The sequence below is a fragment of the Parabacteroides vesiculifaciens genome, assembly GCF_049860805.1.
GTDB lineage: Bacteria > Bacteroidota > Bacteroidia > Bacteroidales > Tannerellaceae > Parabacteroides.
The window spans coordinates 3848070-3865141 of the sequence record NZ_CP187555.1; the positions used below are offsets into that span (position 1 = coordinate 3848070).

General features: G+C 39.0%; 10 protein-coding genes. 9 read left to right on the forward strand and 1 reads right to left on the reverse strand.

Going from position 1 to position 17072, the window contains the following annotated elements:
• Window positions 1-104: 104 nt before the first annotated feature.
• Window positions 105-692, reverse strand: coding sequence for a DUF417 family protein (locus ACPYIV_RS15455; protein ID WP_293732865.1), 588 nt, complete (start codon window positions 690-692; stop codon window positions 105-107).
• Window positions 693-1251: 559 nt separating this feature from the next.
• Here ACPYIV_RS15455 and ACPYIV_RS15460 point away from each other — a divergent pair.
• From ACPYIV_RS15460 to ACPYIV_RS15500, 9 genes are all read left to right on the forward strand, one after another.
• Window positions 1252-1836: an RNA polymerase sigma-70 factor gene (locus ACPYIV_RS15460; RefSeq protein ID WP_293732864.1), complete on the forward strand. Its 585-nt coding sequence runs from the start codon at window positions 1252-1254 to the stop codon at window positions 1834-1836.
• A gap of 73 nt (window positions 1837-1909) precedes the next feature.
• On the forward strand, window positions 1910-2887 hold the full coding sequence (locus ACPYIV_RS15465) for a FecR family protein (RefSeq protein WP_425883888.1): 978 nt from the start codon (window positions 1910-1912) through the stop codon (window positions 2885-2887).
• A 288-nt stretch (window positions 2888-3175) separates the two neighbouring features.
• Window positions 3176-6592 (forward strand): TonB-dependent receptor, encoded by a 3417-nt coding sequence (locus ACPYIV_RS15470; RefSeq protein WP_293732862.1) that lies wholly within the window; start codon window positions 3176-3178, stop codon window positions 6590-6592.
• 31 nt (window positions 6593-6623) lie between these two features.
• Complete coding sequence (locus ACPYIV_RS15475) at window positions 6624-8516, forward strand: RagB/SusD family nutrient uptake outer membrane protein (RefSeq protein ID WP_293732861.1); 1893 nt, start codon at window positions 6624-6626, stop codon at window positions 8514-8516.
• A gap of 103 nt (window positions 8517-8619) precedes the next feature.
• Window positions 8620-9753: a metallophosphoesterase family protein gene (locus ACPYIV_RS15480; protein WP_293732860.1), complete on the forward strand. Its 1134-nt coding sequence runs from the start codon at window positions 8620-8622 to the stop codon at window positions 9751-9753.
• A gap of 116 nt (window positions 9754-9869) precedes the next feature.
• Complete coding sequence (locus ACPYIV_RS15485; protein WP_299363486.1) at window positions 9870-10889, forward strand: MBL fold metallo-hydrolase; 1020 nt, start codon at window positions 9870-9872, stop codon at window positions 10887-10889.
• 887 nt (window positions 10890-11776) lie between these two features.
• Window positions 11777-12328, forward strand: a complete 552-nt coding sequence (locus tag ACPYIV_RS15490) for an RNA polymerase sigma-70 factor (RefSeq protein WP_425883891.1) — start codon at window positions 11777-11779, stop codon at window positions 12326-12328.
• A gap of 56 nt (window positions 12329-12384) precedes the next feature.
• Window positions 12385-13434, forward strand: coding sequence for a FecR family protein (locus ACPYIV_RS15495; protein WP_425883893.1), 1050 nt, complete (start codon window positions 12385-12387; stop codon window positions 13432-13434).
• 182 nt (window positions 13435-13616) lie between these two features.
• A complete protein-coding gene (locus ACPYIV_RS15500) occupies window positions 13617-17069 on the forward strand; it encodes a TonB-dependent receptor (RefSeq protein WP_425883895.1) in 3453 nt (1150 codons plus the stop codon).
• Window positions 17070-17072 lie beyond the last annotated feature (3 nt).

Consider the following 17072-nt stretch of genomic DNA (forward strand, 5'->3'; position numbering starts at 1 on the left):
TTGTTGATTTATAAAAAAGATAAAAGGCGGTGCGTCAAAACTATCTTGTTCCCGCGCTTGACGCGGGAACAAGATAGTTTTGACGCACCGCCTTTTTTGTGTTTTTATTTCTTCTGTTTCAATATCCTCTGTGCGCAGTCCGAAAGCACTACGATCGCCCCGGCAATGATCGCCGTGTCTTTTATCACTAATCTGCCTGCCCCGGTCAGTAGTGGGAATCCATGTTCTCCGCTTCCCAAATCCGGAACCCATACTTCAGGTGTCGTGACCAGGAAAGAGAGTGTTCCGATCGTCATGATAATGGCAAGTCCCGCACCTACCAGACCGATCTTCGGAGAGAAAATACCTAAGAATGTCAAAATACCGATAGCCATAATCAAAATACCTAATCCATGCGAGAAACCGTACGTATTGTTTTCCACATGCCACTGGTGCTTTGCCTCGTTGAATTCTCCCTCTTTCAACTTATACTCTTTATATTCGGGAGCACTTTTCGTGTAGAAGAAACTCATGAAGGGGCTGTTTGCCACAAACGGAACGATACCTTCTGCTTCATAATTATAGAACTTTAATCCTCCGATCCATACGAAGATAATCAGGATCGCTACGCGGATCAGGTTGATACCCAGCTTTTGAGTGGAAGCTGCAATGTTCAGGAATGTGTAGAATAGGTTACTTAATTTAGTCATCATGTCTCTGCTATTTTTATATGTTAGTTTTTATAATGCAAAGATCGGCCTATTATGGCTTATGGTAAATGGCAATTCTGCCGGATAACTTAACAATTTTCCCCGATCTGACTCTATTCCAGGAAAGGAAACCCCTATAAACAATTAAAGGCTGTCTCACGACAACCCCTAACCAAACTTTGTTAACCTTAAATCTAATACTATTATGAAAAAACCACGATGCAAAGATACGGGTTTATCCGAACTTGTCAAGAGCCGAGATGCTAAATAGTGTTATCCGACTTGCAATAAAAATTAATTGCAGATGAATAGGCCTTTTATTGAAAATAAAATTATCTTTGTCTGGAATTATTAAAGAAAAACGTAGAAGCGTTTCGTATTATTCTTTGTTAGGAATCTGGTAAATTCATTGTACAAGAAGAATAATAGGCAAAAACGCTCGCGCTCCCATAGGGCGTGGGCTATTGCTTATTTGTTGTACAAGCTTACCAGAGCTCCTAACCGGATGAGACAATAGCTCCACGCTTTTTTAAACCACAATTTATAAAAAGGAGATTATAGTATGGAAGCGAAAATTGACATTGAAAAAGTAAGAAAAGGAGATCATGTTGCTTTTAAAGCTTTCTTTGAATGTTTCTATCCTAAATTGATGGCGCTCGCTTGTCGTTTTGTAGATGAGCAGGTCGCCAAAGATCTGGTGCAAGAAGTTTTCACTTCCTATTGGGAACAGAAAAAGGTCATACAACCTGACAATATCCAATCTTTTCTTTTTAAATGGCTGCAAAATAGCTGCCTGAACCATATCAAGCACCAGATGATTGTCGACGAGTACGAATCACGTGTCCGCATCGCTGAGGCGCGTATTGCTTTCTTGGGCGATGCCAGCGACTCCAATGATGTTCTGAAGTCTGTCATCAACCAGGATTTGCGCGAAATAATAGAACTCTCCGTCAATAAACTACCTCCCAAATGTGCACAGGCTTTCCGGCTGGCTTACTTCCACGATATCAGCCATAAAGAGATAGCCGAAATTATGGGTATTTCTCCACGCACGGTTGAAACTCACATCCGGCAAGCGATTGCTTTTCTCCGGGAAGATTTGAAAGATCTTTTTATGCTTATTTTTATGCTTTGTAACATAAATTGAATTTTTCCTTATTTTTGACTACGTAGTTTGTCCCCCTCCAATTGTCTTCTTTATGTAAGCACAATAAAAGAAAATGGACGAACAACTCCTCATACGATTCCTCACGCATACCTGTACTCCGGAAGACATCCGCTTAGTCGACCAATGGATCGCATCTGCCAAATCCAACGCAGACTGGCTCTTCGAAATGGAACGCATCTGGAGCCTGAAAGACGAACTGCGCTTTTCGGATAAGAGGGAGATTGGGGAGGCTTATACTCAGTTTATTCTTCTTTCCCGCAAGAAGAATAAAAATGGCGATCGCCATTTATACATTTATCCGATATTAAAATATGCCGCAGCTGTCCTTATCATCGGATTATTAGGATTGAATCTATATAAAATGGCCCGGCCGGAGGCTATGGTCGAGAACATGGTTGAAGTCCCGAAAGGGCAAAGAGCATCCATAACGCTTTCCGATGGTTCAAAAGTCTGGCTGAATTCTCAGAGTAAGCTGACATATCCTGCACTATTCTCCGACAAAGAAAGATATGTCCGGCTTGAAGGAGAGGCTTTTTTCGAAGTGGCCCATAAAGAATATCCTTTTGTCGTGCATTCGCCTTTGCTGGCCATAAAGGTCTTGGGAACGAAATTTAATGTAAAAGCATACTCTGATGAAAAATCGGTCGTCACATTGGCAGAAGGAAAAGTCGAAGTGGAAACGAACGACCGCAAAAACAAATTGACTCTTAAACCAAACGAACAGATTTCATATTCGGAAAGTTCCGGCATAACATTGGAGAAAAGCATCAATACGAATACGGTTAAATCCTGGATGCGTGGAGAAGGAGCTTACGTCCAACAAAGACTTGACGGCATAATCCGTGATTTGGAACGGAAATTTGATGTAAAAATCATTCTAACGGATCATTCTTTGGGTGCAGAAGTATTCACCTGCCGCTTTAAGGATACGGCTACGATTGAACAGGTCTTGCATTTGCTGAAAGAAACCCGAAGATTGGATTATTCGTTCGAAGGAGAACAGATACGAATATTCAAACCATTAAAATAAAAGCCTATGGGAAAGGATTCATAAAAAGACGAAGGCTGAAGATACGGTAATATCTTCAGCCGGGATTAAGCGAGTAACGCTTTAGAGATGACCTAAATTTATTACTAACTAATCATTTACAAATGTATGCATTATATTATGAAAAATACGCCATGCGGTGTAAATAAATCGTCATGGCTTCGAAAAAGTCTAAATATTATGAGATGTGCTATATTATTCATACTATTGGGAACCTTAGAGTCTTTTGCTAATCTAAGCTATTCACAATCGGTAAAGCTATCTTTGAGTATGGAAAACGCAACAGTGCGTGAGGTTCTTTCTTCGATAGAACAAAACAGTGGCTTTTATTTTACCTATAATTTAGAACAAGTAAAAGTGACTCGCAAAGTTACTGTTAACTTTAAAGATAAAACAATTCCTGAAGTGCTGGATGAACTATTTGCGAAGGAAAATATCCATTATGTGATAAACGATAAGCATATTGCTTTATATAAAGGGAACGAAAGGCCAATAGTTCTACAAGCTAAGAAAAATATAAAAGGAGTCGTAACAGATAAAAACGGAGAACCGATCCCAGGGGCTAATATCATTGAGAAAGGAAACCCTACGAATGGGACTATTACCGATGTTAATGGGAATTATACTTTGTCAGTCTCAGGAAATTCAGTGTTGGTAGCTTCGTATATAGGATATAATAGAATAGAGATTCAGGTTAAAGACCGCTCCGTTGTTGATATTATATTATCGGAGGATACACAAGCACTGGAAGAGGTAGTTGTTGTCGGCTACAGTACCCAGAAGAAAGTAAACTTGACAGGTTCAGTCTCTACTGTTAATTTTGAGGAAATGTCATCGAGACCGGTTACCGATGCTTCCCAGGCTCTTAGTGGTGCTTCTCCAGGTCTTCAGATCATGCAAAGTTCAGGTCAGCCTAATGCGGAGAGCTTTTCTTATAATATTCGCGGTGTCGGGACATTAAATTCATCCAGCCCTCTCATTCTTGTAGACGGAATGGAACAGAGTATCAGCATGGTAAATCCTTCCGACATTGCTAATGTCTCTATCCTAAAAGATGCGGCTTCTTGCGCCATATATGGAAATCGTGGTGCCAACGGAGTTATCCTTATTACGACCAAAAACGGTACGGAAGGAAAAATTAGTGTGACGTATGATGGAACAGTATCATATAATGAACCTTTCAAAATTGTTCATACTATTTCGGATTATGTCCAGTATATGAAGTTGATGAACGAATCATCCAATAATTTGGGAAACTCCGATATGTTCTCTCAAAGTTCAATCGATCTTTGGGAGGCTGCTAAGGCTGATCCTAACGGTATTTCCGCTTCAGGCTATCCGAATTATGTTGCTTACCCGAATACAGACTGGTGGGATGAGATTTATACGAAACAATGGATGCAGAAACATACGATTTCCCTCAATGGCAAGGAGAAAAAAACCGGTTATTCCATGAGTTTCTCTTATATCGATAATCCGGGTATCATGAAGAATACGGGATATAATCGCTATATGGGGCGTGTGAACTTATATTCCGATATTACCGACTGGTTGCGGGTCGGAACTCGTACATCAGGAAATGTCACTGACCAAGAAGTCAGTGTTACCAGCTACAATGGGAGTAATCATATTAATTCGATGAACACGGCGAAAATGGTTCCTTGTATATATCCGTATTATGATGGAAAATATGGTGCACCGGAAGGACCGGAAGAGGATCCGCAGTCGCATAACGGACTTTGGGATAATGTATTAAACGGGTTTGACAAATATTCACAGCTTTATACGGAGTGGTATGCTCAAGTCAAGTTTCTGAAATATTTTACATATAACTTTGATTTCTACTATCAGGATCTTCGTCGTGAGAGAAAAGTCTCGGATGCTTCCGTTGGAAAGTTCAGTTTTTCTAAGGGAGCTTATTCAACAGGAGCCGATGACCCGTCAACTCTTTATACTCGTATGTATTATACAAGGACAAATCGCACGAAGTTAAATCATTTACTTAATTATAACCAATCTTTTGGCGTTCACGATGTGTCGGCAATGATTGGCTATGAAGAAGAAACGTATGGTTACAGGGAGACGAACGTGAGTAAGCTGGGTCTGACAGATGCTGCTGTAAATGATCTTGATGCAGCTACAACGCCTTACTCGACGGCTGGCTATGGGACTGAATATGCCGCCCGCTCGGTATTCGGCCGTGCGAATTATGCTTATAAGAGCAAATATTTGTTTGAGTTTAATTTGCGCTATGATGGATCTTCAAGATTTTCCCCAGATTACCGTTGGGGGGCTTTCCCGTCTTTCTCTGCTGGTTGGCGTATGAATGAAGAGTCGTGGCTTAAATCTGTACAGTGGCTGACAAACTTGAAGCTTCGTGCTTCTTGGGGCAAATTGGGTAATAATGCGATCGGCAATTATGATTGGCAGTCTGTCTATTCGGCTGCAAATTATTCTACAGGCCAGGCACTAACAAGTGGTATTGCTGTTACTTCCATTGCCAATGCTGCTCTTACTTGGGAAGAAACAGCCGTTACCAATGTCGGTCTTGATTTCGGGTTCTTTGATAATAAATTGAACGGTAATATCGACGTTTATAATAAGTTGACAACCGGGATTCTATATACTCCTGATATGTATATGGTAATGGGAAATGCGACAGCTCCGAAAGCGAATATTGCAGAAGTTACAAACAGAGGTGTCGAACTGGAACTTGGATGGAGAGATAATATAGGTAAGGATTTCAGTTATAGCATCAAAGGGCAGTTCTCTTTTAATAAGAATTTCGTCAGCAAATATAAGGGAGAGTTGAAAAAAGGATGGAATGCTGATCATACGGAATATTCTACTAATATAGGGGATGTTTCTACCGGTAGTACGACAAGGGTCATCGAAGGGCGTCAGATTAATGAGTTTTATCTTCCTAATGTTTATAAAGGTAACGGGTCGTATTTCAATGGGGACGGTTCTGTTAATATAAACGGAGGTCCTAAAGATGGTATGATCCGTACGGAAAATGATATGCAATGGCTTCAGGCTATGCAAGCAGCCGGTTATACATTCCAACCTTATAATAATGTTGGCAAAAATGCACTTTGGTATGGCGAGTATATTTATGCAGATGCCAATGGTGATGGGATATATGGTAATTCGTATGATTCGGAATTCCAAGGGACCTCAACGACTCCTAAATATAATTTCGGTCTCCAGGCCAGTGCAAACTGGAAAGATTTTGATCTTTCTATGACTTGGGGGGGATCTGCCGGATTTAGTATTTATTACTATAGTAATGCAAGGAATTCAAGTGAAACTATTTATGGTTATGCAATTCCGGATGCGGTAGCGGATGACCATTATTTCTATGACCCTGAAAATCCATCGGATCCGAGGACCAATCTGTCTTCAAAACAACCTCGTTTGGTTAATGTGTCGGGGGCTCAGAGCTCGGCAAGTTCTTCGCTTCATTTAGAGAAAGGGAACTTCATAAAACTTAGAAACTTGACTTTAGGGTACACAATGCCTAAAAATATTTCTAAGAAGTTCTATGTGGAGAGACTTCGTGTCTATGCTTCCGGAGAGAATCTATTTGCTATTACCGGCTTCTCTGGTATGGATCCTGAAATGCGTGTTAGCATGGGATATTCTACTATGCGTCAGTATGCATTCGGTATTAATTTAACATTCTAATTATTTTGGAAACAGCTAATATATTGAAAATATGAAAAATTTATTCAGAAAAATAGCTATCATCGGGACTTTATCGGGTATGTTATTCGGTTTAGCAGGATGTGCCGGCGACCTTCTCGATACATCTCCAAGTTATAGTTTTTCAAGTTCAAATGTGTGGACCAGTCCTATCCTTGCCCGTGCAGCTGTGATGGGGGTTTATAATGAATTGTATGAGAAATTCTCTAAAAATTACGATAGTCCTTCTATTGGTATTCCTTTTGATGCCTGGTCATCTGTAATGGATATCGATATGAACTGGAAAAATAATTGTTTTGTGATTTCCGGTTCTTGCACGCCTTCGAATGGAAATGTAGGTAATCATTATAAGTATTATTATACGATTGTCTATAGGGCTAATGATGTTATCAACAACATTGACAATGTCCCTGAAATGGAAGACAGTGAGAAAGCACGATTGAAAGCCGAATGTAAATTTTTGCGTGCTTGGGCATATTATCATTTGAATGTCCTGTGGAGAGGTGTTCCTATCTATACGGAAAATGTGGAAAGCTCGGAAGCAACGAAAGCACGTTCGTCGGAAGCTGAGGTATGGGATCAAGTTCTTTCAGACCTTACGGATTGCATCAATGAGCCGAGTCTCCCCGGTAAATATGCTCAAGGTAATAGTAGTTATGGTCGTATAACAAAAGGTGCAGCTTATGCTTTCAGAGGTTATACTTATCAGTTTATGGGGGATTACGCCAAAGCTCTTGTAGACTTTGAATCAATTGAAGGGCTTGGATATGCACTTTACAGTCCGAGTAATGGTGCAAAAGGAAATAGAGATTTCTTTCAGCTCTTCAAACCGGCAAACGAGCAGTGCGATGAGATGATTTTTTCAATACAATGTGTTGAAACAAGTGGCATGGGGAACCCGAGAGGAATCAATTATGGGAATCGTTGTACGGGTGGTTCCGCTTGGAACAACTATCTCCCGAATCCTGCTTTTGTGGAGATGTATGAGTGTGCGGACGGATCGGAATTCGATTGGGAGAAATATTGCCCGGGATGGTATTCTATGACTCCTCAGGCAAGGGTTGCTTTCTTCCTACGGGACGGACTTCAATCCGGTAAGGGTGAATGGGGGACAACTGAAGCGACTTCAAATTATCAGGCTCTTTATAATAATATGGCTTCTTATGGTGCCGATATGAGCAAATATTTGGATCAAGGAAATGAGGAAAGAATACGCCAGGCATACGAAGATCGTGATCCTCGTTTAATGCAATCGATTATAACTCCTTACTCGACTTATGACGGAAATCAGGCAGGCGTCGGGAATCATACCTGGACACTCCGTTGGCCGTATATTCTGGATGCAGGAGAACCTTATGATATTCGTACAGACACAAATTCCAAATTTTATTATCTTTGGAGGAAATATGTAACAGAGAATGATGAATGTACGACTCGTTGGGTGTATTCCGAAGATATTATCCTTTGCCGTTATGCTGAAATTCTTCTTAGACGGGCTGAGTGTTTGAACGAACTTGGTAGAACGAGTGAGGCTGTTTCTCTTGTAAACAGGGTGAGACAACGTGCCGGGCATGTTCTTCTTAATGACCAGGCTCATCCTGCTACTATTGTGAGTGGACAAGAGGATATGCGCCAACGCATTCGTAAAGAGTTTTATGTAGAACTTGGAGGTGAAGACTCTATGTTTTTTAATGAACTTCGTTGGGGTACCTGGTACGACAGAAAGTTTAAAGATCATTCTTCCGGGCAGATAGGAGAACTTAACACGAATGGTTTGATGCAGATCTGGGGTGAGACTACCTATAAGCATCTTAGTGTTGGCGAACAAATAAAGATTTGGCCGATCCCGGCAAAGGAAAGAGAGATGAATTCAAATCTTACGCAGAATCCGGGCTGGCAGGATTAATCTCTAAAATGTGAATAATGAAAATAAGGGGTATAAAATGAAAGGTTTTATACCTCTTATCTTAAACCATATTATATTTACATCATATATAAAGATCTATATCATGAAACGAAGAGCATTTCTAACAACCAGTGCAACATCGCTTGCAGGTTTAGTATTTGGGAGCCGATTGTCCTATTTATCTGAATCTAACTTGGGAAAAAAATATTCAATCGTATTATTAGGCGATACACACTTTGATACGGAACCGGCCAGTGTGTATCATGCAGACTATAATGAACCGGTAGAATGGTTGAACAGAGTACAACGTGCTGAGTTTGCCCGTAATGGAGAAATGTGGCGAGAGCGTTGTCCTTTATTACTTAAACGGGCTGCCCAACTGATTGGTACTGATACCAAAATGGTATTTCAATTGGGCGATTTGATTCAAGGAGATTGTGGTAATCCGGAGATCCACAAAAAAATGTTGGAAGACGTAATGAACCGCTTTAAGTCAGAACTTCATGGTTTACCCTTTGTGACTGTGACGGGTAATCATGATATCCGTGGAACGAATGCAAAAGAGGCTTATCATGCTTATATGCCGAAACGGATGTCTGAGGAATTAGGAAAATCCATTATTCATACGAACTTTTTTTTCACGATCGGTAGTGATGCTTATATTGTACTGGATTTTAATGACCCGGATGATACACTTATTGATCAGATGCTAAAAGAGTGTGAAGGAGCCCGGCATACATTCGTATTGACTCACGGTCCGATTTTACCCTATGACGGAGGAAGTTGTCGATGGTTCTTCCACGGGGGTAAGTCGGCTGAGGAGACTGCTGCACGTAGACATTTTCGTAAAGTATTTGCCCAACGGAATGCCTTGTGTATCTGTGGACACATTCATACGACTGAATTGGCGGATTGGTATGGGGATGGTGGCCGTATTACACAAATGACGGTTAATAGCGTTTGGTCTAAACCTGAGTTAGGGACTTATTCTTGTACGTCGGACCAGCCACAGGATTACGGTAATATTCATGAAATGGCTAAATCCACGAAGAAAGAGGATGGATCCAAATATGAGGACGACATTGAGCTGTTGAATGAATATAAATCGGGTTTGAAAACCTATATTCGTTCGACTTCGGCAGGCTCTTATAAAATGAATGTTTCTGACCGGCATGTAACGATCGATTTCTACGCTGGTAATTCAAAGGAGATTAGTAAACATTTCGAGTTGAGGTGATCAACCGTACTCATCCAGATTCACTTTATTGAATGCGACGTGAAAGTAGGGTGATATTTCCCTTTCCCTGTTACAATCAGTAAAATTTCACGAGCGAAAATTAAATAATTATTTAAATGAGAAAGAGTGTATTTTTATTATCATTGTTTGTTTTTCCATTGTATATGTTGTTACAAGCACAGGAAAAAGCGGTGCCTTTTTGGGGTAAGCAGGAAGTATATCTGATCAATCAAACTGAAAAAACTTTTCATCTGGTAGATGCTCTTTTAAAAGACGCCCCTCCTTCCTCTGGTAATCCGGCATTAGCTCGTCAAGCAGCATTACAATTACTGGATGGTGTATTTCATGATACGCGTTTGGATGGTTGCGGAACGATCTCCCAATTCATGGAATCTCGCCTGGAAGGCATTTTGGAAGATATGCAGAAACCATTTGAAGAAGGAATGAAAGTGTATAAACTCTATAATGATGGATTTATCGTAAAGACAAAAAGTGTCACTGTCGCTTTTGACTTGTACCGTGGAGGGGCTATGAAAGAATCTCCTTCTTTGATTTCTGATAAAACGATGCAAGCTATTGTAGCACAATGCGACATTATGTTCCTTTCTCATAATCACCCGGATCATATAGATCCGGGTGTCGTAAAAATGTTTACAGATATGGGAAAACAAGTGGTTGCTCCGAACAATAGTTTGGTAGGAAATGAATTGGTAACTCACATTCGTTCGGAGCAAATCATCGATAGGGAATTTAAAACAAAGAGGGGTAAGTTGGATGTAAAAATATTGCCGGGGCATCAAAGTGAACTGATTAACAATATCCATGTGGTGACGACTCCTGAAGGTTTTACCTTTGCACAGACGGGTGATCAATATAGCGAAAATGACTTGGAATGGTTGCTTGATGTAAAAACAAAAATCCCAGCATTGGATATTTTGTTGATCAACTGTTGGGCAAACCGTTTATCTGATACGGTTGAAGGGTTCAATCCTAAACTCGTGATTACAGGACATGAAAATGAATTGGGACATACGATTGATCATCGTGAATCTTATTGGGCCTCATTTGTTAAATTAAATAGCGTTAGAAAGCCCAGTTGCTTAATGACGTGGGGAGAAGTTTATTGGTATAAGTGATAGCCTGGTTTCCAAATAAAAATCGGACGGAGTTCCGAACAGGCGGAAAAATAAAATATTGTCCAATCGCCACGAAGAAAGATTTTATTATCATGAGGTTCATCAGTACTTGATAATATCTTTGGTCGTGGCGATGAGGCGTTGTCAGCTCAAGGTGATAAAATCACTTGTCTGCCAGAAATAGTTTTTTATATGAGAAATGACAATAACCTCCTTTTTGCTCTTTTTCTATTTCACCCGAAATCCCAGTTCATTTTCACCTTACGTTTTGTTAGGGTTCCGGTACTTTGGATTGACAGCAGACGTTATGAAATCGGCAGTTTCTCCGGATGTCGTCCTGTTTTGTTATCCGAAACGAGAAAACAGCGACAATGTGATAAACCTCAACTTCCGGAGAATCGAATATTTGCGTGCAAGGCTGGGGTGCGGAGCATTTATGAAAAAAGTTTTTTCAGCCTTTCTGCCGTGAGGTGCGCAGAACTTTCCCATGACGACCGTCTTCGTTGCCGTGAGGTGCCGAATTCATAGACAATGACGACCGTCTTCATGGCGATGAAGTCCCTTGTCATGGCGATGACGACCGTCTTCGTGGGGATAAACCGGCAAACTGATAGAAAATAACCCGTTTTATCGTTCGAAAAACGAAGTCTGAATTATTATGTCATAACGTTAAATAAGCCTTTAATTACAATAAGGATGGATAAGAGGTTAGTTGACTAATGTCGCAATATGCCAATTGAGAGAGATTTCTTCCGCTAAATATAGGTGAACCTTTCTCCTTCAATCGTTAAAAAGCCTCTTCTAAATAAAAATATAACTCTCCCGTAAGTAATTTTCCCGGATAAATCGTCTATACTTGTAGAAACGTTTCTTTGTTAGCTTGCATTATGGATAGACCGAAGGAGGATGATCGAGAGTTGATTCAGTTCAAGGAGTTATATAAATCAAATGCTCCGATGCTGATTTTCTATGCTGGAAAGTATGTAAATGCTATTACTGCAGAAGATTTGGTGCAGGATGTGTTTCTTAAAGTCTGGCAAAAGAAGACTTTTTTGTTCTTGAAAGAAGGAATTAAGACCTATTTGTATCGTTCCGTTCAGCATGCCTGTCTGGATTACCTGAAGCATCAGGAGGTAAAAGGCGATTATATCAATACTGTCACTACCAAATTAAAAATAGAAGAGATATACTACAATGACGATCCGCAATCCCTGTTTGCGGAAGACGAGCGTCTGGAGCTTATCTATAAAGAGATGGATAAGTTACCGGAGAAATGCCGTGAAATCTTTACCATGTCCTATCTCGAAGAACGAAAAACTTCGGAAATAGCTGTGCTGCTTAATATTTCCACTCGTACGGTGGAGGCACAACTTTATAAGGCATTGAAGATTTTACGGGGTATTTTGCTTAGCTGTTTGATTTTTCTTTCAAATTTTTGAGAATTGCGTAAGTAGATCTGAAGAGATAATCGTGTATAATATAAATGAACATCGGAATGTCTGAAAAATATAACATAGAAGAATTAATAATCCGTTTCCTGCAACAGGATATAAATGAAGAAGAACTTCGTTATCTGGAGTCCTGGCTGGAAGAAGATGCGGAGCATAAATCTTATTTCTTTGGGCTGAAAAGCATATCAGATTCCAGTCGACGTTCCTTTTTTACAAAGGAAGAGGTGAATGAGGCAAGTTGGCAACGAATGTATGCGCGTTTAGATAAAGGAAATGAGGAGATTTCTTCCTATAATAAATCGCGAACACATAATTTGTGGCTTTCATTCATTAAATATGCCGCTATTGTGATTATAGCTGTAGGGTTAGGTTGGGGAATTAGTGAGTTTCAAGAGAATGGCTATTTATCCAATACGAAAGAAAAGGAAATAGTGTATAATGAAATACATATCCAAAAAGGAGGGCGTGCTAATACATTGATTCTTTCAGATGGAACTAAAGTTATACTAAATGCAGCGACAACATTTAAATACCCGACAAGTTTTAATGAAAAAAACAGAAAGGTTTATTTAGATGGTGAAGCTTATTTTGAAGTAGCTAAAGATGCAAAAAAGCCATTTGTCGTTAAATTGAAAAAGCAGGATATAACAGTGTTAGGTACAACATTTAATGTACAAGCATATGAGAATGAGTCTTATAGTATTGTGACTCTTTTGAGTGGCCGGGTTATGCTGGATGCATTCAATGAGTTCGGAGAATCTACCAGCCGGATGTTCCTGAAGCCTAATCAACGTGCTCTATCTGACAATAATAGTGGGTCAGTTTCATTGTGTGAAGTAAATGCCTCATTTTCAAACGCTTGGATAAACGGCGAATATAAATTCAAAGATGAACCGTTGTTGTCTATTTGTAAACGTTTGGAAAATTATTATAATGTGCAAATACATTTGAATGATTCATGTCTGGAACAAATCCGGTATACTGGAACATTTTCTTTAGACCAAGATATTATGGATGTATTTCGTATCATTGATTATGAGAAGCAGTTTACTTTTAAACGAGCGAAAAGAGATATTTTTATAACAAATAAATGAATTGTTGAACCTTTAAAACAGGATTGCCTATGTACAAAGTTCTAATCTTTTAAAGCAGAATCGGAAAATGGTTGCGACATTTCCCGATTCAAAAATAATTTTTATTAGTTAACCGTTCTCATCCGTTCTTGTCTGGAAAACTGTGCGAATGAGACAATTTAATAACAAAAACATCCAAATGTATGAAAAAAGAACGAGATGACAGTGCTTTGCTGTCACTAAAAATTACACGTATTATGAAAATCACGGCAATATTTATTTTGGCGGGTATTCTTCAAGTGTCTGCAGTAACTTATGCTCAAGGGCATCGTATTTCTGTAGATGTGAAAAATGGAACGTTTTATGAAGTGGTGTCTCAAATAGAAAAACAATCGGAATTTATGTTTTTCTATAAAAGTGAAGAGATCGATAATAATCAACGAATCAATTTAAACGTTAAGAATAAGTTGGTTTCGGAAATCTTGAATGAGATTACAAAAAATAATAATTTGGTTTATAAGATTACAGGTAAACATATTATCATAACGAAGGTTGTTTCTGAAAATCAAGTATCCAAAAAAATTATAGGTTGTATTAAAGATGATAATGGGGAACCAATTGTCGGAGCAAATGTTGTGGAAAAGGGTACAACGAATGGGGCTATTACAGATATCAATGGAAACTTTTCTATAGAGGTTGCAGCTGGAGCTGTTTTACAGGTTTCTTATATAGGATATAACACACAAGATGTTAAAATAACAGATAAAACTTCTTACAATGTTGTATTGAAAGAGGATGCTGAAACATTAGATGAAATAGTTGTTGTCGGATATGGAACAATGCGAAAAAGAGACTTAACGGGTGCTGTATCGCAATTGAAAGGAGATGAAATTGCAGACTTACCGTTGAGAAGTGCTTCAGATGCCTTACAGGGAAAAGCTGCAGGTGTGACTATTACATCTACATCGGGGACTCCGGGTGCTATGGGGACTGTTCGTATTCGTGGGGTTGGAACTATTAATAATAATGACCCTCTTTATGTTGTTGACGGGCTGCCGCAGACAGACATTGGCTGGTTAAATCCAAGAGATATAGAAAGCATGGAGGTCCTAAAAGATGCTTCTGCACAAGCCATCTATGGAGCTCGAGCTGCAAATGGAGTAATACTGATTACTACTAAGAAAGGTACGACTGGTACCTCTTATAAATCAACAATTGATTTTGACATGATGATCGGCGTTCAGAGCGCAGCTAAAACATATAATATGCTAGATGCAGAAGGATTTATAAAATATAAAAATATGGCTTATGAAGCATCCAACAAACCTTTATTAGATGACTTTGCTACTCCTGAAAAAATAGAGGCGATACTTTCTTTTTTAGATAAAAATGGAGGTCGTGTAGGTACGAATTGGTGGGATGAGGTAAAGAATTCTAATGCAATTTCTCAAAATTATAATTTGTCCTTGTCTGGCGGACTTGATAAGTTACGCTATCGTTCGAGTTTTAGCTATATGAAGCAGGATGGTATTATAAAATCAACAGACTATGAAAGGTTATCAGGGAGGTTGAATTTGGATTCGGAGGTTTATAAGTGGTTAAGTGTCTCTTTGAATACTAATATTATATACGAAACTCGACGTACAACGGATGAAAATAATGCTTATACCAGTACTGTTTTCTCTGCTTTGACATCAGATCCGATTACTCCTGCATTTAGAAATAATTTGGTAGATATTCCGGATTTTCTTTATAATAGAATTATGGATGGGTATGAACCGACTAATCCTTTTTCTCAATATACCGGTATCTTGTATTCTAATAAACCCAATCCATTGGCCCAAACAGATAGGAAAGGCCAAAACCGATGGAAGGGATTACAGTTGAAAAATAATCTGAGCGCAGATATAAAGTTGTTTCCTTTTTTGTCGTTTAAGTCCAGTTTGGGTTTGGATATTTCACGGACATCGGATGAAAGTTTCTTACCGAAATATTATTTAAATGGAACGGATCAGGTTACAAATGCGAAAGTAGGACGTGGTGTAGGGCAAAGGGATTATTGGGTTTTTGAAAATTATCTTTCGTATAATGATAAGTTTGGAGATCATGCAGTGTCTGCGATGGTAGGAACTTCTGCCGAAAAAGAACGTTATGAAACGGTTAATGCATCGAAGGAAGGACTCGTAAATAATGATGCTAATCAGCAAATAATAAATGCTGCGACTAAAAATCCTGCAGCATCGGGCTCGGTTTCTTATCATACGATGAATTCTTATTTTGGACGTGTTTTTTATTCTTATGCTGATAAATATATGATTACAGCTAATATACGCTGGGATGGGTCTTCTAATTTTGCTGATAAGCATCGGTGGGGAGTATTTCCTTCCGTATCTGGAGGTTGGAATTTCCGGGAGGAATCTTTTATAAAGGATGTTGTAGGTGACTGGTTCTCTCAAGGTAAATTTAGAGCAGCTTGGGGAGAAATTGGTAATCAAAATATAAGTTCTGGTGCTTATTTGACAAGATATGGAAATAGCACATATTATTTATTAGGAAATTCTATGGTTCCGTGGTTGAGTGGTGGACGAACAAATGTAGGAAATCCTGATTTGAGATGGGAGACAACCCGTCAATTGGATTTTGGTCTTGATTTGGCATTCTTTAATAGCGCATTGAAGTTTAATATTGATTATTTTGATAGAAAGACTTCTGATATGCTGGTCCAAGTGCCTATGCCTGCTTCGATAGGATTACCTAATACACCGTGGAGTAATGCCGGTAGTGTAAGAAATAGAGGTTTTGAATTTGTGGTTGACTATCATGGACAAATAGGGAATGATTTTTCTTATAATGTTGCGGGTAATGTATCTACTTATAAGAATAAGGTTCTCAGTTTAGGTGGTGGAACAAATATCCCAGGGAAAACACATTTGGGTAATCAAGTAAATACGATGATTGAACCAGGAAAGCCGATTGGTTATTTCTATGGATATAAAATGGATGGAGTATTTCAAACACAAGAAGAAATAAACAATTATAGAGGAGGTCCGGATAATACAATAATCATGCCGACTGCTGAACCTGGAGATTTGAAATTTGTCGATTTAAATGGAGATGGAAAACTTGGAGAAGAGGACCGTACAATGATTGGGAATCCTCATCCTGATTTTACATTTGGCTTGACACTAAGTGGAGAATATAAGGGTTTTGATTTGTCAATGTTCTTCCAAGGCTCGGTAGGCAATGATATTTTGAATATATTAAAATATGACATATATTCCGGAACAGGTTGGTATAATGCTCCGAAAGATATTTTTGATAAATTCTGGACTGGTCCAGGGAGTACGAATGAGAATTTTGCAATAAGTGCCAATAGCCGTGATAATTTAACAATGTCTGAATGGTACATTGAAAATGGTTCATATGTTCGTTTGAAGAATGTAACTTTAGGTTATACATTTCCTAAGCAGTGGGTTCAAAAATTGACGATTCAAAATTTGAGATTATTTGTTGCCGCTCAAAATTTATTTACAATTACTGGTTATTCGGGGTTGGATCCGGAATTGGGTAATTCAAATCCTGCTTTTATGGGTATTGATATGGGGTGGTATCCCCAAGCAAGATCTTTTATGGTTGGACTAAGTTTAAAATTATAAAAT